This is a genomic window from Flagellimonas sp. CMM7 (genome assembly GCF_021390195.1).
Classification (GTDB): domain Bacteria; phylum Bacteroidota; class Bacteroidia; order Flavobacteriales; family Flavobacteriaceae; genus Flagellimonas.
This window is the reverse complement of sequence record NZ_CP090003.1, coordinates 3,772,056-3,791,206: the sequence shown is the minus strand read 5'-3', so window position 1 is coordinate 3,791,206 and position 19,151 is coordinate 3,772,056. Positions and strand designations below refer to the sequence as shown.

The 19,151-nt window shown below is 37.4% G+C and carries 13 protein-coding genes; all 13 read right to left on the bottom strand.

What is annotated here, in order from left to right; all coding sequences use genetic code 11:
* Window positions 1–8: 8 nt before the first annotated feature.
* The 13 genes from LV704_RS17115 to tilS all read right to left on the bottom strand — a co-directional run bounded on the left by LV704_RS17115 (window position 9) and on the right by tilS (window position 19,129).
* Entirely contained in the window at window positions 9–1,196 is a 1,188-nt protein-coding gene (locus tag LV704_RS17115) for a DUF4249 domain-containing protein (protein ID WP_163422544.1), read from the bottom strand.
* On the bottom strand, window positions 1,193–2,383 hold the full coding sequence (locus tag LV704_RS17110) for a DUF4249 domain-containing protein (RefSeq protein ID WP_163422545.1): 1,191 nt from the start codon (window positions 2,381–2,383) through the stop codon (window positions 1,193–1,195). The genes LV704_RS17115 and LV704_RS17110 overlap by 4 nt, the downstream gene beginning before the upstream one ends.
* 8 nt (window positions 2,384–2,391) lie before the next feature.
* A complete protein-coding gene (locus tag LV704_RS17105) occupies window positions 2,392–3,597 on the bottom strand; it encodes a DUF4249 domain-containing protein (RefSeq protein ID WP_233782073.1) in 1,206 nt (401 codons plus the stop codon).
* 20 nt (window positions 3,598–3,617) lie between these two features.
* On the bottom strand, window positions 3,618–4,847 hold the full coding sequence (locus LV704_RS17100; RefSeq protein WP_163422547.1) for a DUF4249 domain-containing protein: 1,230 nt from the start codon (window positions 4,845–4,847) through the stop codon (window positions 3,618–3,620).
* Window positions 4,835–6,013, bottom strand: a complete 1,179-nt coding sequence (locus tag LV704_RS17095) for a DUF4249 domain-containing protein (protein WP_163422548.1) — start codon at window positions 6,011–6,013, stop codon at window positions 4,835–4,837. Before LV704_RS17095 ends, LV704_RS17100 begins: the two co-directional genes overlap by 13 nt.
* A complete protein-coding gene (locus LV704_RS17090) occupies window positions 6,010–7,230 on the bottom strand; it encodes a DUF4249 domain-containing protein (RefSeq protein WP_163422549.1) in 1,221 nt (406 codons plus the stop codon). The genes LV704_RS17095 and LV704_RS17090 overlap by 4 nt, the downstream gene beginning before the upstream one ends.
* On the bottom strand, window positions 7,227–8,429 hold the full coding sequence (locus tag LV704_RS17085) for a DUF4249 domain-containing protein (protein WP_163422550.1): 1,203 nt from the start codon (window positions 8,427–8,429) through the stop codon (window positions 7,227–7,229). The genes LV704_RS17090 and LV704_RS17085 overlap by 4 nt, the downstream gene beginning before the upstream one ends.
* Window positions 8,426–9,649: a DUF4249 domain-containing protein gene (locus tag LV704_RS17080; RefSeq protein WP_163422551.1), complete on the bottom strand. Its 1,224-nt coding sequence runs from the start codon at window positions 9,647–9,649 to the stop codon at window positions 8,426–8,428. Before LV704_RS17080 ends, LV704_RS17085 begins: the two co-directional genes overlap by 4 nt.
* Before the next feature lie 4 nt (window positions 9,650–9,653).
* Window positions 9,654–12,425 carry a carboxypeptidase-like regulatory domain-containing protein gene (locus LV704_RS17075; RefSeq protein WP_163422552.1) on the bottom strand — a complete coding sequence of 924 codons (2,772 nt, stop codon included), beginning with the start codon at window positions 12,423–12,425 and terminating at the stop codon, window positions 9,654–9,656.
* Entirely contained in the window at window positions 12,422–13,174 is a 753-nt protein-coding gene (locus tag LV704_RS17070) for a hypothetical protein (protein ID WP_163422553.1), read from the bottom strand. The genes LV704_RS17075 and LV704_RS17070 overlap by 4 nt, the downstream gene beginning before the upstream one ends.
* A 195-nt stretch (window positions 13,175–13,369) precedes the next feature.
* Window positions 13,370–15,763, bottom strand: a complete 2,394-nt coding sequence (locus tag LV704_RS17065) for a penicillin acylase family protein (RefSeq protein ID WP_163422554.1) — start codon at window positions 15,761–15,763, stop codon at window positions 13,370–13,372.
* Window positions 15,764–15,845: 82 nt separating this feature from the next.
* The gene (locus tag LV704_RS17060; RefSeq protein ID WP_163422555.1) at window positions 15,846–17,825 is read right to left on the bottom strand and encodes a protein-disulfide reductase DsbD; all 1,980 of its coding nucleotides are present in this window, start codon (window positions 17,823–17,825) and stop codon (window positions 15,846–15,848) included.
* Window positions 17,822–19,129: a tRNA lysidine(34) synthetase TilS gene (gene tilS, locus LV704_RS17055; protein ID WP_163422556.1), complete on the bottom strand. Its 1,308-nt coding sequence runs from the start codon at window positions 19,127–19,129 to the stop codon at window positions 17,822–17,824. The genes LV704_RS17060 and tilS overlap by 4 nt, the downstream gene beginning before the upstream one ends.
* Window positions 19,130–19,151: the final 22 nt, after the last annotated feature.

Genomic DNA, 19,151 nt, shown 5'->3' with positions numbered 1-19,151 from the left:
ATTCTGTTTTATTCTATCCAAAAATCTGGCACTTCTGATGTGCCTAATATGGTGCAATCTCCACAAACCTGTGGAACAGTAATGTAGGGTCCACCATTTGGAAACTCCCCTTCATTATCTTTAATATATTTTATCAAGTCCCAGCGAATCAAATCTGTAACCCCATTTCTGGGTGCATTCTCTATGCAGGGTTCAATATAGTCAGGAATTCTTTCTGTTGGAAAGAAATCGCGATAGCCAAAAAAAATACGTTTTTCTGATACAGCAGCTACATCAAAGAAACCAAGTACTTTTTCAGTAGAATTATCTTCTGCAGCTATATTGCCTTCTAAAAAACCTGGTTGGGTCTCAGAAAACAAGCTTTCAGAAATAGAAAATGCATTTAAGGTTTCCAAAAAATTATAGGTTTCCATGGAATGTACAAACTGCCGTACCAAAATGCTGTATCGATGTATGGTTATAAAATTATTTTGCTCGATAAACTTAATCATAAAATTATCTACTGTTCCCGTATCGAAGTCATCAGTATCAGTTAAAATAAAGCGATTTGAAACATTTTTAGGGTAGCACACCCGTTCATCCAAAGATCTTGGAACAAGTATTATCGAAGTTGTTCCATCACTTTCATCTACAACCTCTAATTCTTTCTTATTCCATCTGGGAGCTATGACCTTATAAGTCTCTTCATATTCATACCTGTAAAAGTTTGAATCACCTAATGGATTAGAAGTATTTACAAATATACCCATTCCCTCTTCTCCAAAATCATTGATTATACGATTGGCATAAAGGCTGTCTAAGGTACTTTCTTGTGGTAATTGCATTGTTGTTGAACAATATTCTCTACCATTTCTTGCCGTAATATACAATTGATAATCCCTGTCTGGAACCGCTGCAAAAGTAACATTGGAGACATATCTGCCAAAATCTGCTTCCTCAAAAAGAAATTCGTTCCCTATGTCATCCTTTACCATAATCCTTGCACCAACTTCGTTGGGCGTGTCGTCATCCTGAAGTCTATATGTTCTGGTCAATAGAATCTCTTGTCGTTTCATTTCATCCGTTATAGTGGCATCCACAACAAAAGCATCCTCAAAATCCTCAAACTCGGTATTAAAGGGCTCAACACAACCCATTAGGGAGCATGTCATTAAAATGACCCACACTTGTCGGTATTTAGATGTTCCTCTATTCATTCTATCCAAAAATCAGGTACTTCCGGAGACCCTAGCACCTTGCAATCGCCACAAATACGACGCACAATAAAGAAAGGTCCCTCGTTTTGCCCAGGTGGTTCATTATCTCCCCAGTATATTCCTGCACCGCTGTCTATAATTGGTCGCAAGACACAGATCCCACTAGGATTAACAAGTGGTGGAGCACTTGGTTGGCAAGGTTCTACATACGGTGGTAAAGATTCACCCGGATAAAAATCATCAAAATTGAAGAAAATACGTTTTTCTGAAACCGAGCTTACATCAAAAAAACCAAGCACGCGCTCATCTCTATTTTCATTTGAAAAAACATTACCCTGTAAAAAACCAGGTTGCGTCTGCGAAAATAAGCTCTCTGAACCCGAAAGTTCGTTGAGTGTTTCAAAAAAGGTATACGCTTCATTGGACTGTACAAACTGTCTTACCAAAATACTATATCTATGTGAAATGATATAATTGTTCCTGTTAATGAAACGCACCATAAAGTTAGCTACTCGGTCTTCCTCTAAATCTTCTGTAGAAGTAAGTATTATAGCATTTGACAAATCAGTTCTATAACATACTTCTTCATCTGTACTGTTTGGTATTTTAAGCACGCCACAGCCTCCAGCAGGGTCCCCTATTAAGGATCGAGGGTTCCATTCTGGAGCGATTATCCTATAGGTTTCTTCATACTCATAACGATAATTCTTGGCATTTCCTGAAGGGTCAAAACTATCCAGAAAAATGGCCATTCCGTCTTCCCCATTATCATTTGTTATTCTTTCTGCCCTGATATCATCAATTGTAGCTGCCGGGGTTAACTGAGTAGTGCTTGATTGATAACTTCTGCCGTCCTGAGTTGTTACGGAAAGCTGATAAGCCATTCCTGATTGGGCCGCAAAGGCCTGTGTAGAAACATAGACCCCATTGCCAGTATCTTGAAAATTGAACGTGTTCCCCGCACTATCACTTACACTTACATTTGCATTGGATTCGGCAGAAGGACCATCTTCTTCAAACTCATAGGTTCTTGTGAGCACAACTTGTTGTGGCTTCAACTGATCGGTAATAGTAGCCTCTATGACCAATGCACTTTCAAAGTCAACGAAATTTACTTCAAAAGGGTCAATACAGCCATTGAACAGCCATGCTGTTGCAATAATCATCAATAGACTATATGTTCTCATCTTTTTTATCATTCAATCCAAAAATCTGGAATTTCTGTAGCTCCCAAAACGTTACAATCCCCGCATACTCTAGGTACAACAAAAAAAGGTCCTTCACCATCTAAAGGCTCCCCATTATCACCTGCATATATCCCCGCACCACTCTCAATAAGTGGGCGTAACACACACCCTGCAGGAGAAGCTATAGGCGGAGAACTAAATCTACATGATTCTATGTATGGAGGCAGTGGCTCCCCTGGATAAAAATCATCAAAATTGAAAAAAATACGTTTTTCTGAAACCGAACTCACATCAAAAAAACCAAGTACACGCTCATCTCTATTGTCATTTGAGAATACATTTCCTTGCAAAAAACCAGGTTGTGTTTGCGAAAACAGACTTTCCGAACCTGAAAGCTCATTAAGTGTTTCAAAAAAAGTAAAAGCCTCATTTGATTGAACAAATTGTCTTACCAAAATACTATATCTATGTGAAATTATATAGTTGTCCCTACTAATGAATCGTACCATAAAATTGCTCACCCTATCCTCTGCTAGATCTTCTGTAGAAGTAATAATAATTCTATTGGAAAAATCTGTTGTGTAACATACTTCATCATCTGTTGTATTCGGTACTTTGAGCAATGCGCAACCTCCACCAGGTTCTCCAACTAACGAGGTAGGAGTCCAAGTAGGAGCAATAATGCGATACGTCTCCTGGTACTCATATCGATAATTCTTGGCATTTCCTGAAGGATCAAAACTGTCCGCTAAAATGGCCATACCATCTACTCCATCATCATTTGTTATCCTTTCGGCCTTTATTTCATCAAGAGTTGTTGAGGATGTTATTTCTGTTACCTCCGATCCATAACTTCTGCCATCCTGAGTTGTCACGGAAAGTTGATATTCTTTGCCCGGTTCTGCGGCAAAGGCTTGTGTAGAAACATAGACACCATTCCCAGTATCCTCAAAAGAAAATGTATTACCCGTGCCGTCGCTAACGCTTACCGTTGCATTAGGTTCCGCAGAAGGGCCTTCATCCTCGAACTCATAGCTTCTGGACAAAAAAATCTGTTGTTGTTTCATTTCATCCGTTATAGTGGCCTCAATTACAACTGCACTTTCAAAATCGACAAATACAGCATCAAATGGGTCAATACAACCGTAAAGTAATACGCCGGCCAAAACAACCAAAAATCTATTTTTAAAAATGATTAAAAAATCCATCATCATTATTATTGTCATATAAATAATTACTCTTCAATCCAAAACTCAGGAACTTCTACTTTACCAATTTCAGAACAATCTCCGCATACATTTGGCGCAACAAAATATGGGCCTTCATTCTGTCCTGCACTATCGTTATTGCCTGCATAACTGACTAAACCAAGGTCCGTTTGAACAGCTAAAATACATCTTGGAGGATTTCCAGGAGTTCTAAATGGAGGAGCACTTAAATTACAGGGATCCACATATGGTGGAAGCTCTTCTCCAGGAAACAGGTCTGAATAATTAAAAAATAATCGCTGTTCAGCTACAGATGCAACATCAAAATAACCCAGTACTTTTTCATCAGTATCGGTATCAGAAGAAATGTTTCCTTCTAGGAACCCTGGTTGCGTTTCTGAAAAAAAACTTTCATTCCCTGAAAATTCATTCAGTGTCTCATAAAATGTAAATGCTTCGTTAGACTGGACGAATTGACGGACCAATATGCTATATCTGTGTGAAATGATATAATTTTCTCTACTGATAAAGCGAACCATGAAATTGCTTACCCTATCCTCTGCTAAATCTTTAGTACTTGTTTGAATTATTGTATTTGAAAAATCAGTGTCAAAACAAGTTTCTTCAGATCTTTCGTCGGGAATGATACTTACTTGGCAAATTTCGGTAGCAATCCCTGCAGGTGTCCTTTCCAAATCATTGGGTGTCCAGAACGGGGCAATTATTTTAAAGGTTTCCTCATACTGATACCTATAATTTACCGAATTTCCTGCAGGATCAAAACTATCTACCAAAATAGCCACTCCTTCTTCTCCTAAATCATTGGTAACGCGTTCTACCCTTAAATCATCTATTTGTGTAGCTTGGGGCAACGTCATTTGTTCTGAGCTATATGACCTCCCGTTTTGAGTATCAATACGTAACTGATAATCTGTGTTAGGTTCAGCTGCAAAAGCCTGGGTAGATATGTATAAACCTGGCGTACTTTCTTGAAAAACGAAAGTATTACCGCCACCCTCTACCCTAACACTTGCATTGGTTTCCGGAGACGGGCCATCATCTTCAAATTCAAAAGTACGGGTCAAAAACACTCGTTGTTGTTCCAGTTTATCTGTAATAGTTGCTTCTACAACTATGGCACTTTCAAAGTCTTCAAAAGTGGCTTCAAAGGTTTCAATACAGGAGGTCATCAACAATGTTGAATATATCGCAACTAAAAGAAAATGTCTATTTCTAATCATAATTATTCTATCCAAAATTCTGGTATTTCAGAAGATCCCAATACGGTACAATCCCCACATACCCTAGGCACTACTGCAGTTTCAACTTCTCCTGTAACATTATTCACAATGGTTCCAAAATATTTTACCACACCCGCTCTTACTTGCTCCAATAAACCTGTCCCAACTCCAACAGGTCTGCATGGATTCACATATTCCGGTAATCTTTCATCTGGAAATAAATCATCGTAATTAAAGAATATTCGTTTTTCTGATACACTGCTCACACTAAAAAAACCCAATACTTTTTCCCTAGTATCCTCTGATAAAATATTCCCTTCCAAAAAACCAGGCTGGTTCTCTGAAAAAAGACTTTCGTTTTCCGAAAACTGATTTAGCCTCTCATAAAAAGTGTAGGCGGCATTAGACAATACAAACTGTTTAACCAAAATACTATAGCGATGAGATAGAATGTAATTACTACTGCCTATGAACCTTACCATATAATTGGACACTCTATCTTCGCTCAAATTTGTAGTATTTGCCAGTATAATCGAGTTTGAGACATCCGTAGTATAACAGATTCTTTCATCCAGACTTCTTGGAATCAGTTCTAACATATCTACACCCTCTTGATTCCGAATTACATAATCCAAAGGAGCCCAATCTGGAGCTATAATTTTATAGGTTTCCTCATATTGATATAGATAGTTAACTGAATTTCCGGTTGAATCAAAACTGTCCACCACAATAGTTACACCATCTTCTCCCAGATTGTTAGAAATACGTTCAGCACGCAGGTCATCTATTTGCGTTGCTTGAGTCAACGTCATTTGTTGTGAATTATATGAGCTTCCATTTTTAGTTTCAATACGCAATTGGTAGTTGATATTAGGCTGAGCGGCAAAAGCTTGGGTTGATAAGTACAAACCAGGAACACTCTCTTGAAAGACAAAAACATTACCGCCTCCCTCAACACTAACATTTGCATTGGATTCTGGAAAAGGGGCATCATCATCAAATTCAAAAGTCCGCGTTAAAAATACGCGCTGTTGTTCAAGCTGATCCGTAATGGTGGCCTCCACTACCAAAACACTTTCAAAATCTTCGAATTTAGCCTCAAAAGGTTCAATACAGGAACAAACGGACACCATTAAAAATGAGGTCGCAGTAAGTTTTACTATGTTTCTTCCTTTGTTCATTCTATCCAAAAATCAGGTGTTTCCGCTTTACCAATTTCAGTACAATCTCCACAGATTCTGGGTACCACAAAATAGGGTCCCTCCATTTGAGCCAGATTTGGGTTGTCATTCTCAATCAAAAGCCTGACCGTATTATTCTCTACCAAATTACTCAAAACACATACTGGGGGGTCACCTCTTGATATAACTGGGGCAATTGGCTGACACGGGTTAACATATGGAGGAAGTTCTTCCCCGGAAAACAAATCTTCATAATTGAAGAATATGCGTCTTTCTGACACAGGTGCCACATCAAAATAACCCAATACTTTTTCATCTCTATTTGTATCTGAAGAAATGTTTCCCTCTAGGAATCCTGGTTGCGTTTCAGAAAAAAAGCTATCATTACCTGAAAATTCATTTAGCGTTTCATAAAATGTAAACGCTGCATTAGACTGAACAAACTGCCTTACTAAAACACTATAGCGATGTGATATGATGTAATTATTCCTATTAATAAAACGAACCATGAAATTACTTAATCTGTCTTCTGATAGATCGCCAGTGCTTGTTTGAATTATTGTATTTGAAAAATCAGTTGCAAAACAGGTCTCCTCAGATTCTTGATCTGGTATAATCTTCACATCACAGGGTTCAGTAGCCTCTTCCGGACTTGCAGTCTCTAAATTTCTTGGTGTCCAAAAAGGTGCAATCACCTTAAAGGTTTCTTCATACTGATAACGATAGTTTACAGAAATCCCATTAGCATCAAAACTATCTACAAAAATAGCTACGCCATCTTCCCCTAAATCATTTGTTATGCGTTCTGCCCGTAAATCATCTATTTGTGTAGCTTGGGAAAATGCCATCTGGTCTGAACTATACAATCTTCCGTTTTGAGTTTCAATATGTAATTGATAATCGGTTTTGGCTTGAGCCGCAAAAGCCTGTACCGACAAATACAACCCAGGGGTACTTTCTTGAAAAATAAAAACCTCGCCGCCACCTTCTACTCTAACATTTGCATTGGTCTCAGGGGATGGCCCGTCTTCTTCAAACTCAAAAGTCCGTGTCAAAAACACACGTTGCCTTTCAAGCTTGTTGGTGATAGTTGCTTCTACAACTATAGCACTTTCAAAGTCCTCAAAAGTTGTCTCAAAGGGTTCTATACAAGAACAAACAGACATCATCGGGAATGAAGCAACCACAAACATGAATATGTTGTTTCTTCTGTTCATTCTATCCAAAAATCAGGTTGCTCATTACTTCCTAAAACTGTGCAATCCCCACATTCTCGAGGTATTACCAGATATGGACCTTCTTCAAAAGGAGGGTCATCATTTATATTGGAATAACTAACTTGATTTGCATCTACCAACGCACTTAGAATACATCTAGCTCCGCCTTGGCTAATTAATTTAGGTGCTATTTCCAAACAAGGATTTACATATGGTGGTAAATCTTCTCCTGGATAAAAGTCATCATAGTTGAGAAAAATTCTTTTTTTAGAAACAGTACTTACGTCAAAAAAGCCAAGTACTTTTTCATCTGGGCTGTCATCTGAAAAAACATTGCCTATCAAAAAGCCTGGCTGGCTTTCAGAAAAAAGGCTTTCTGTGCTTGAAAATTGGTCTAAGGCCTCAAAATATGAAAATGCCTCGTTTGACAATATATATTGGGTAACCTCCACACTATACCTATAGGAGATGATATAGTTATTTCCACTTACAAATTGCACCATAAACTTACTTATCCTATTTTCATCAAAATTGGCTGTGCTGGCCAAAATGATATCATTAGAAACATTGGAGGCAAAACAAACCTGGTTTTGTTCCATTTTTGGAATTACATCCACCCCACAATCTATTCCAGTGCTCTTTAGGTCAAAAGCATTCCACTCAGGAGCTATAACTTTATAGGTCTCTGAAAATTCATATCTAAAGTTTTTGGAATTTCCAGTTGCATCAAAACTATCCACCAAAATAGCTAACCCATCTTCACCAAAATCATTGGTTATGCGTTCTGCGCTTAGATTATCTATTTGAGCGGTATCCGTCAATGTCATTTCATTGGAGCTATATGTTCTGCCATTTTGAGTTTCAATCAACAATTGATATGCTGTATTTGGTTGCGCAGCAAATGGCTGTTCAGAAACGTAAACCCCAGGTTCTGTTTCTTGCAGTGTATAGGTGTTACCTCCTTCTGTTATCCTTACTTGTGCATTGATTTCAGCCGTTGGTCCTTCTTCTTCAAACTTGTAAGTACGGCTTAAAAACACCTGCTGCCGTTCCATCTCATTGGTGATGGTGGCTTCTACAACGATAGCACTTTCAAAATCCTCGAACTCCGCATCAAATTCTTCTATGCACCCCTCTAAGGTGAAACTCAGCACTACGCCAAAGGATAAAAGCTTATATGTGATGTTTGTTCTTTTCATTCTTCCCAAAATGTTGGAATCTCAGTTGAGCCTAGAACCGTACAATCTCCACACACGCGGGGAACTGTTATATAAGGGCCTCCTTCCGATTGAGGGCCCGTGTAATTTGGATTGTCCGTTACATATCGTATTAAATCCATCTCCACAAGTACCGGAAGAATACACCTAGGTTCCGAACTATGCCCTGCAGCCACTTTTGGCATGGATCTTTGACATGGATCTGCATATGGAGGAAGCTCTTCACCAGGAAAGTAATCTTCATAATCGAAATAAATCCTTTTTTCGGAAACTGTGGATACATCAAAATACCCCAGTACTTGTTTGTTCCTATCAGAATCGGAATGCAGGTTTCCTTCTAAAAATCCTGGTTGTGTTTCTGAAAAAAGGCTTTCTGAACTTGAAAATTCTTTAAGTGCTTCATAAAAGCAATGTGCGGCATTGCTTTGCGCATATTGTTTTACCAAAATGCTATAGCGATGGGATAAAATGTAATTATCCCGGTTAACAAAACGAACAAGAAACCGCTTCAACCTGTTTTCATCAAAACTATCCGTACTGGCCAATATGATTCCATTGGAACTCTTTGAAGTATAACATACACGTTCCTCCCGCTCTCTACCTTCTTTTATTACCATGGGGCATACGGGTTGCGGTACATTGACCAGTGCAACTGAATTCCAATCTGGCGCTATGACCTTATAGGTTTCTATATATTCATATCGAAAGTTTTTTGAACCTTCTTGAGCATTGGTATTATCTACATAAATTCCCATGCCCTCTTCACCAAAATCGTTTACAATACGTTCCGTATACAAACTATCTATTGCTGAACCCTGGGGCAAGGTCATTTGATCAGAACTAAACGAACTGCCATCTTGCATGGTAATCTTTAGTTGATAATTAGCCCCTGGAACAACATTGAACGCATTGATTGACGTGTAAACTCCTGGTTCCGATTCTTCAAACATATGCTGGTTGTTTGAATCTTCAAGAATCATAACCTGCGCATTGGTTTCCGCAAGCGCAATCTCATCTTCAAAAGAATATGTCCTATTCAAATAAATCTTGTGATGTTTCATTTCATTGGTTACTGTAGCCTCAACTACAAGAATGTCATTAAATTCACCTGCTTTTGGAATAAATTCCTCAACGCATCCAATAAATAGCAAAACAATGCTGATGACTACTAAAAAGCAAAAATGTTTTTTTAGTAGTTTCATACATTTAAAACTTAAAATTATAGGTTATAGTAGGCACTGGGATTGAGAAAATAGAGCTTTGAAATGCTTTTATATCCCCATCTTGTGTTACAAAGAATACAGAATATGGGTTATTTCTCCCCAGTACGTTATAGATTGAAAAGCTCCAAAAACTATGTGCAAACTTTTTAATCTTATGATTTCCTTCCATGTTAAAGCTCAAATCCAATCGATAATAATCAGGGATTCTGAACTTGTTCCTGTCACTGTAAAAAACAAACTCTGAATTATTGAAAGAAAAGCTTCCTATAGGGAAAGTAACGGGTCTTCCTGTCTGATACACAAAATTTGCGGATGCGCTAAACCTTCTGGTGAACTTATAGTTGGCAACTACACTTATATCATGAGGCTTATCAAAGTTTGACGGAAAAAAGTCTCCATTGTTTACCCGCTCTTCATTAAACTCACTATCCAGTTTTACAAAGGAACGTGAATAGGTATAGCCTAACCAACCATTTAATTTTCCTTCGCTTTTCTTTAATAGAAATTCTACTCCATAGGCTTTTCCATCCCCTTGTAGTACCTCGGTCTCTATGGCTTCATTAAGCAATAACTGGGCACCTACCTTATAATCCAGTAAGTTTTTTTGTTGTTTGTAGTACCCTTCAACGCTTAATTCATATTTGTTGCCTTCAAAATTCTTATACAACCCCAAGGATGCCTGATACGCTTCTTGAGGCTCAATATTTATATCCGATAGTTTCCAAGTATCTGTTGGTGATACCGTGGTATTGTTGGATAATGTATGTATGTACTGATAGGCATTATTAAGACTTGCCTTTATTGATAAGTCTGGCTTTATGAAATATCTTGCAGAAAGGCGCACCTCTGGACCTCCATACGTTTCTATCACTTCATTTTTATCAAACTCTTGGGTCTCTACCAGAGTACCGCTATTGAGTGGTGCGTTATCCTGATAAATTCGCTGGGATGAAGCTCCGAGAGCAGCATAAAATGAAAACCGAAGCCCCATATCTATGAGCAACTTTTTATTTACCTCATAACTATCAGATATAAAAACTGCCGATTCCAGACCCCGTTCTTGAGGTATGGTCAAAGAAGAGACATCTGACTGGGCCCCTAATGGCACAATATCTCCCGGGTCCACCACATAAAGTTTGCTAGATATACCGTAATCAAATTTATGTTTATCACTATGAAGGTATTTCATCTTTATTTTAACCTCAGTTTCATTATTCTTATACCCTAAATCAAAATCATCATTGGATTCGCCATCAAACTCAATTCCAAATTTGTATTCACTATTAGAAAGAATAAGGCTTCCCGTTGTCTTTTCGCTGAATTTATGGTCCCATTTCAAAGAAACCAATCTGTTGCTATAATCAAATATGGAATCTGAAGTAATGCTAAAAGCATCACGGCTAAAATACCCAGTTGCCTTTATCTCATTGTTTTCATTTATGGTATGGTTATATTTTGCAACCACATCAAAAAACGAAGCTGTACTATTGTTTAATTGTTCGTCATCCAGGGAACGTAATATCCAATCTGAATATGTAGCTCTACCTCCAACCAGTAAAGCTGATTTATCCTTAACTATAGGTGTTTCAAGAACAATATTGCTCGTTACAGGTCCAATGGAGGCTTCACCTGCAAATTTCTCGGTATTACCATCCTTTGTGGTAATATCAAAAACAGAGGAAAGTCTACCACCGTATTCGGCAGGAATATTTCCCTTGTAAATTTCCGCTGACCCCGTACTAAAAGGGTTAATAGCAGAAAAGATTCCAAAAAAGTGTGAAGGATTATAGATAACTCCATTATCCAATAAAATTAGGTTTTGGTCCGTTCTTCCACCTCTTACATTAAAACCAGCTGCGCCTTCACCCGCCGTGGTAATACCTGGCAATGTTACCGCAGCCTTGAGTATGTCTCTTTCTCCCAAAACCAAGGGGATGTTCTTTATTTTTTCAACTTCAATAAGGGTTACCCCAGTTAAAGCTGCTTCTACATTTCGGTCTCGATTGGCCTGCAATACTACCTCATCCAATGCCTCAACACTTTCATCCAATTGAAAGTTAAAAACTCCATCGTTATATAAAATCACTTTGGTCCTGGAGTCTTGTATACCAAGTCCTCGTGTTTCAATAATGTTCTCGCCAACAGGAAGCTCTACAGTGTAATTTCCACTTGCATTGGTTGAAGTTCCAATATCTTTACCTTTTATAATTAAAGCCAAGTCTGGTATTGGTTGACCTTTGGCATTAACTATCTTGCCGCTCAATGTGAAGGTCCTTCTTCTATTGTTCCTGTTTTCTCTACCAATTTTTACAACCTCCAACCCTCTATTTGCACCATCATTTGAGTTAACAAATAAAGGTCCCAGGTCTTTTAATTGTTCATATCCTGCTTCTTCATCCGTAAGTTGATCTTCTTGCGCTCCAAAAAAATCATCCGGTAGGGAGTCATAAATCTGATTGTTTTGCATCAGAAATATCTTTTTATCGTCTGAAATATAAAAGTTCAGCACGGTATTTTTGAACAAATCATCTAATATTAGGCTTACCTGAGTATCTTGAAAATTACCCGTAACCTTTACATTTTCCAGCCACTCATCCAAATAGTAGAATTTATAGTCGGTTTTGCTCTCAATCATTTCAAGTGCCCGCGCCACATCTACATTGGTAAATGAAACTGAAATTTTAGGGATTTCTTCTTGTGCAACGGCGTACTGCATGCTTACAAGAAGCATGATGATGGTAAAAAGTTTTTTCATTCTCCTGATTGGTTTTCGGTTCGGGATAATAGTATTTCAATGCGTTTCATTAGACTGACCTGAAAACCATCTGGGTTTGATTTTCTTAGTGATCTTGCCACATTGTAGAATTTATCGATTTCCTTTTTTTGTGTTGGGAATAATTCCACTATGTCTTTCTTGGAATTAACAATGGTATATGTATTGTTATAAAGAAGGACATGCTCACTTTGACCTTCCAAAAATTCGTAATAGAGTGATTTCCTATCCTTTCTTTCAAAATTTTTCTTCACGTGTTTGGTGTATAAAGTAAACCGTGAATTACTAAAGGCAACTTCATAAAAACCATAAGCATTCAAAGAAGGTGCATCTTTTGGAAGAATTTTAATAAAATTGCTTCCAGTAATTTCAAAGCTATCTACATGATCTTTAAACAACTTAATTGTACCCCCTCCTGCTTTGGTAATTAACCTCATCAAAACTTCGTCTTCATAGACGTTATACTTTAAATCCAGGTCGTAATAGCACTGTCCGTCATAACAGACACTACCTTTAAGAAAGTCCCGATTTTTAAAGAATTGGGTTTTTTCATTAATTGTTCTGTACTGCTCTGCATACACAATTCCTTGATACAGTCCCGTGTTCTCAACACCGACCTGTTGGTCAAAAAAATTATAATATTTTACTTGCGCTACATCTTGGCCGTAGCCTAAGATAAAGCCACCAAAGACCAGAACGGTCACTAAAAAATTCTTGGGAAAACAAATCATAATTTACGTTAGGTTGTGCCCGGGGTAAGACAATTCTTATTTAAATTAGCTAAACTAAAATACTATTTATAATCATTAAACCTATTGAAGCGCAAAAAAATAGAAAATCCATAAGAACTAACATAAATTTCTGATAATTATACTATCATAAAGAACATATGAGATATAGTTCTTAAACATTCGGTTCCACTTAGGCTATTCTTTAGAAAATATCAACACGGATTCAGCGCTACTTTCAATTTCCTGTCTGTTCATCATCATTTTTCTAAACTTACCATTGACAAACAATTCGGCTTGATCTTTATAGTGTTTGCTGAAAGGATTTCCGGATTGACCAGTGGGTAGAATACTAATGCTATTTTCTATATCTGAAAAATCTATGATACGACGTGTTGATGGGCCTGAATTGACCTTATAAAAACCTGTGCTATCATAAGGAAACGCCATATTATTGATTACTTCCCTAGTACCATGCACCGGATAAGGGCCTACGTTAAAAAACTTTCGTAATGATTCCACTTTGCCTATGGGATGCTCATGTTCCAAAGTATGTACTTTTTCCCAAGTCCATTGGGTTGGATCTGCACCAAAGTCATTTATCAAGGAATACCATGCATCTGCAAAAGATTTTAATACAATATCATCCCTAGTTTCGACTATATCTTTTGTGTGGACATTATCCCACCATTTACCAGATTCCATACTAGTTCCTTTAGCTATGTGCCGTTTAAGTAAATGTGTGCTCAAAAATTGATTGAATTGTTCTTCCCCCAATTCATCTTCAAAAGTATTTTTTAAAACATAATACTCACACCTATGATAAAGTACTGCATTTGTATTCTCAAGCGTATACTCCCCATTCCAATTCTTGAGTGCATCTACTTGCACCAATTGCTCTTCGGATAAGTTGGTAACATCTAGAAGTTTTATCAACTCTGTAACCAAAGCTGGGTTCACAGTTGAAGTGACATCGAGTATCATTTCTGATGTGGATTCTTTGTCCCAATCACTTTTTGAATCCAGCAGCTGTACGATTCTTCTAGCTCTATTTTCTGGTAAATAATACCCTGGGTACAACCTTCCAGCAATAGAATCTGGCTGGTTATTGGCTGAATACACATAATTCCAAGGTGGGTTGATTGCACTTGGATTCTCTGAAAAATCAAGGTAGTCCAGACGCTCTTCTTTCCCCGTGGTTCCATCAAGGACAAATTTGGTGGAGATGCTGTCAGGCATTTGGTACAGTTTTGCAGTGGCCCACCATGCAACATTTCCGGCTGCATCACCATACATTACATTCAAGCCCGGTGCGTGCACTTTGGGTAATTCTGCTTCAAATTCATCTATGTTTTCGGCATGGCCCATACCATATAGTCCATCTATTACCTCGTTCTCCACCTGGGTATAAATCCATGACATAGCAATTGGGCGTTCTCCTTTGATTTGTTTTGCAATATTGTTCAATATAGGACCGTGCCTTGTCTTCTTATAAGTAAAAGTGATGTCACCACTATCTTTAACCTTAATGTTCTTACTTATAACCTCATACTCTTTCCATCCTGTTTCGGTTTTATACTTTGTGCTGTCAGTTGGGTGAGTTTCTTCAAAGTAAAAATCAATGTCATCATTTTCAAACATTGTTAGGCCAAAGGCCAAATTTCTATCATGGGCCAATACTGGGAAAGGTATGCCCGCAAAATGGTACCCGTATTTTTCATATTTAGGGGTACTCATATGAGCTTCGTACCAAACAGAGGGCTGGGCAAAACCAACATGGGGATCGTTTGCCAGTATTACTTTTCCACTTTTAGTTTTTTCTGGTGCCAAAACCCAACTATTACTACCAATAAATTGAGGTATAGGCAATTTTTTCAAAGCACAGGTAATACTGCCAATAATATTTATATCAATGGAATCTACATCTGGTCTTTTATAATTATTTATCCAAACCGTTGAAGTATCTGAATCAATAGCTAAATCCTTTACATAGTCATCACCAAACTGATTTCGAATATTGGTCAACAACGGGTCTGTTTTATGGGCCATGGCAAAACTAAAGGCCATATAACCGGTTGCATTATAGATATCCCCGAGTGAAAAGGGTGTTTTTTCCAATCCTGTAAGGTAAAATTCTATAGGTGTAGGACCTTCTTTTATAAACTCATTTATACCATCCAAATATGCATTTGAAAGAATTACCATATCACTATCCATGTCTAATCTGGAAACCGTTTGGGTTGTATAATCGCTTATTCCCAGAGAAAGGAAAAATCTATCCGTTTCTAACAAATCCTTTCCGAAAACTTCAGAAAGTCCACCTTTAGCAACTCTCCTAAGCAATTCCATTTGCCAAAGACGATCTTGCGCATGAGCATATCCCAAAGCACGAAAAGCGTCTTTTTCATTTTCAGCATAAATATGAGGGATTCCATAGGTGTCATAAAAAACAGTTACCTCACTTTCCAGTCCAGGTAATATTTTTTCCCCATCATAATCGGGCTTTAGGCTGTTTATGAATAAATATAAACCAATGATTAGGGCAAGTAATATAGGAACAAGTACTCTAAGTACTCTTTTTAACTTCTTCACGGGGGTGCTTGGTTAAGTTAATTAGTTGAACTAAGTTAAACTTTTTTCCAAAAAAGGTAAAATAATGAGAAGAATACAGGTGTTATTTGTTCATCGATAACTGGTACTTTTCCAGACCAGATCTAAGCCACATTTCATAAACGTCCTTATCCACATATTGTACTGCATCGTTTAATATTTCAAGATTTGGGGATAACAGTACATAATATGGTTGGGAAGCTGCATTAAAGTTTATGGTTTGAAAAGTGCCCCATTTTTGTCCTATGGTCTCAATGGCCTTGATTCTTCCTGAATCATATTCAAAATCAAATTTTTGATTCTCCGGTAGTTCTTTCCTATCATCTACATATAACGAAATGAGTACGTATTCATCCTTGAGCATTGGGTATATTTTGGAGTCACTCCAAACATTTTCTTCCATTTTCCTACAATTGACACAGGCCCAGCCTGTAAAATCCAAAAGAATAGGCTTGTTTACCTCTTGGGCATATGCCACTCCTTCTTCAAAATCTTTGAAGCAATTTAACCCTAATGGGCAATCACTTTCTGTTTCGGTTATACTATAAAAATCAGGTGGGGGAAATCCGCTAAGTAATTTTAAGTTGGTAATATTGAGTAAACCCAGTATTAAATATCCAGAAAAAGTAACGGTTATCAATCCCACAAATTTTCGAGTCAGCGAAAGTTTTTGTTTTGGACCATCATGTGGAAATTTGAATATCCCAAAAAGATACAATGTCATCAAAATAAATAGGACAATCCAAATACCCAAAAATATTTCTCTTTTAAAAATGCCCCAGTTCCCAACTAAATCTGCATTTGAAAGGAATTTGAATGCAAGTGCCAATTCCAAAAATCCTAAAACCACTTTTACAGTAGTCATCCAACCTCCAGATTTGGGCAAAGAATTTAACCACGCGGGGAATAATGCAAATAATGCAAACGGCAATGCCAATGCCAAACCAAAACCTACCATACCCGCAGAAAGGTTTGTGGCCACATCTCCTTCGGCCAAGGTGGTACTTCCTAAAAGTCCTCCCAAAATAGGTCCCGTACATGAAAAGGAAACAATTGCCAAGGTCAGAGCCATAAAGAATATACCGAGCCCTCCTCCTACTTTGGAAGATGCTGCATCCATTTTATTTGCCCAAGAGCTTGGTAAGGTCAGCTCATAATACCCAAAAAAGGAAAAGGCAAAAAACACGAATATTACAAAGAAGAGAACGTTAAGCCAAATATTGGTAGCTATGGTATTTAGGATTTGAGAGTCCACTGAATCAAACAAGTGAAAGGGCAAACTCAGTAAAAAGTATATCAATACAATAAAAAAACCATATAAAATGGCATTCCCTATTCCTTTGGATTTTTGTTGTGTCTGTTTGGTAAAGAAGGAGACCGTTAAAGGAATCATTGGAAAAACACATGGCGTCAATAATGCAATAAGTCCTCCCAAAAAACCAAGCCCAAAAATCATCCAAAGATTGGACATACCTTGCAAATTCTCAAAATCACCCTGATTTAAAAGCTCTTTGTTCTTTAAATCCAACTTTAAAGATGAACTGAGTAAAGTACTGCGCTCATCTACTTGCTTATTATCGTTTACAAAAACACCTCCGTTTAATGAGATTTCGAACAATTCGTCTTTTGGGATGCATACCTCTTTACATATTTGATAAAATAGATTGACGGATACTTGGGTTACCTCCGGCTTTAGCAATTTTATTTTCTGTGCAAATATTGCCTCTTTCTTAAAGAATGTCTCATCAACCTCAAAAATATCGCTGTATTCCGTTATGGTTTCACTTTCTGCAGTTTCTCCAACCAATTCATACTCTTCACCAACCTTTTCAAAAGTGAATTCACTAGGAAGTGATCCTCCTTCTGCTGTGTATTGAGAATATACATGCCATCCATCTTGTATTTTCCCTTTAAAAACTAGCTCGTATTCTGTATCTGATAGTTTTTTCACCTCATGGGACCAAAGGGCAGGATTATCCTCAGATTGTCCTTGAACAGTAGAGAAAGTAAAGAAGAAACCTAAGAATAGAAACAAATATCTCATACAGAAAATGTAATTTTTAAAATATCTTTAGTTGAACCATCAACTTTATAGCGCTCATCCAACCTTCTTCCAATTACCCAAACAACATTCTTATCTGAGCATAAAAGCCATTGTTTTTCTTTTGAAAGAACATCCACTTTTTCATCTTTAAAGAACTTGGAAAGCTTCTTTTTTCCGTTCATCCCAAAAGGATAAAAATAGTCGCCTTTTTCCCAATTCCTTAACATTAACGGATAGTTTAACTTTTCCTTATCCAAAAAAACCACATTTTTAGCCGTTTCTTCAATAGCTTTTACTTCTTCAATCTTTAGCAGAACTGGAAAATCAATACTTGTATCATTTTCGGAAACAACAAAAACCTCATTGTTTTTATCGTCTTTTTTGGAAAGAAGCAAATACTCCCTATCCTTAATTAAACGATGGGTTTGGGAATGGACTTCTTTACCACTCATGCCACTTAAGAGCCCTTTTACATCTTTCCACTCTGTAAATCCATATGCATTAAAGAGTTGGTACAAATAAGCATCTAGAGGCGCCAAATTGTTTAGGCTTTCTATTTTTATTTTGAAATGTCCTTTCGCTTTTTCAAACAAACCATCCTTAAGTCTATCAATATGATTTTGAATCATTGTGCTAGTTTGATGAAGATGCGTTTGTGTTTTTTTGAAGTTTTCCAGAAATGTTGGATGAAGTTCTTTTAGCTTCGGTGCAATTTCTTGACGAATTTTATTTCGCAGATATTTACTTTCAGCATTGCTGCTATCTTTTCTCCACTCAATGCTTTCAGCATTTGCATAGTCTAGAATGTCTTTTCTAGAAAAATCCAAAAGCGGGCGCACTACCCTTCCATTCTTGATTGGAATTCCTGAAAGACCATCAATTCCTGTACCCCTTGAAAGATTGATTAAAAAAGTTTCTAAACTATCATCAGCATGATGGGCAGTCATGACATATCCAAAACCTTCAGCATCCAAGATTTCATTAAACCATTTGTATCTCAGCTCTCTTGCTGCCATTTGAACAGACCCCCCATGATCTTGGATGTATTGCTTCGTATCAAAAGATTTTATCTTACATCCTATCCCCAATTGATCAGCTAGATTCTGAACAAACAACGCATCATCATCACTTTCTTTTGCTCTTAAATTAAAATTACAGTGTGCTAAAGTAATATCCAGTCCAGAATGTATGCACAAATGCGCAAGTACAACACTGTCAACTCCTCCGCTGCACGCCAACAATAATCGCTTTTCTTTTAAGAAAGCGAACTTGGCATCAATGTGATTTATGAATTGTGCTAGCATGGTGCAAAATTAGCAATAAACA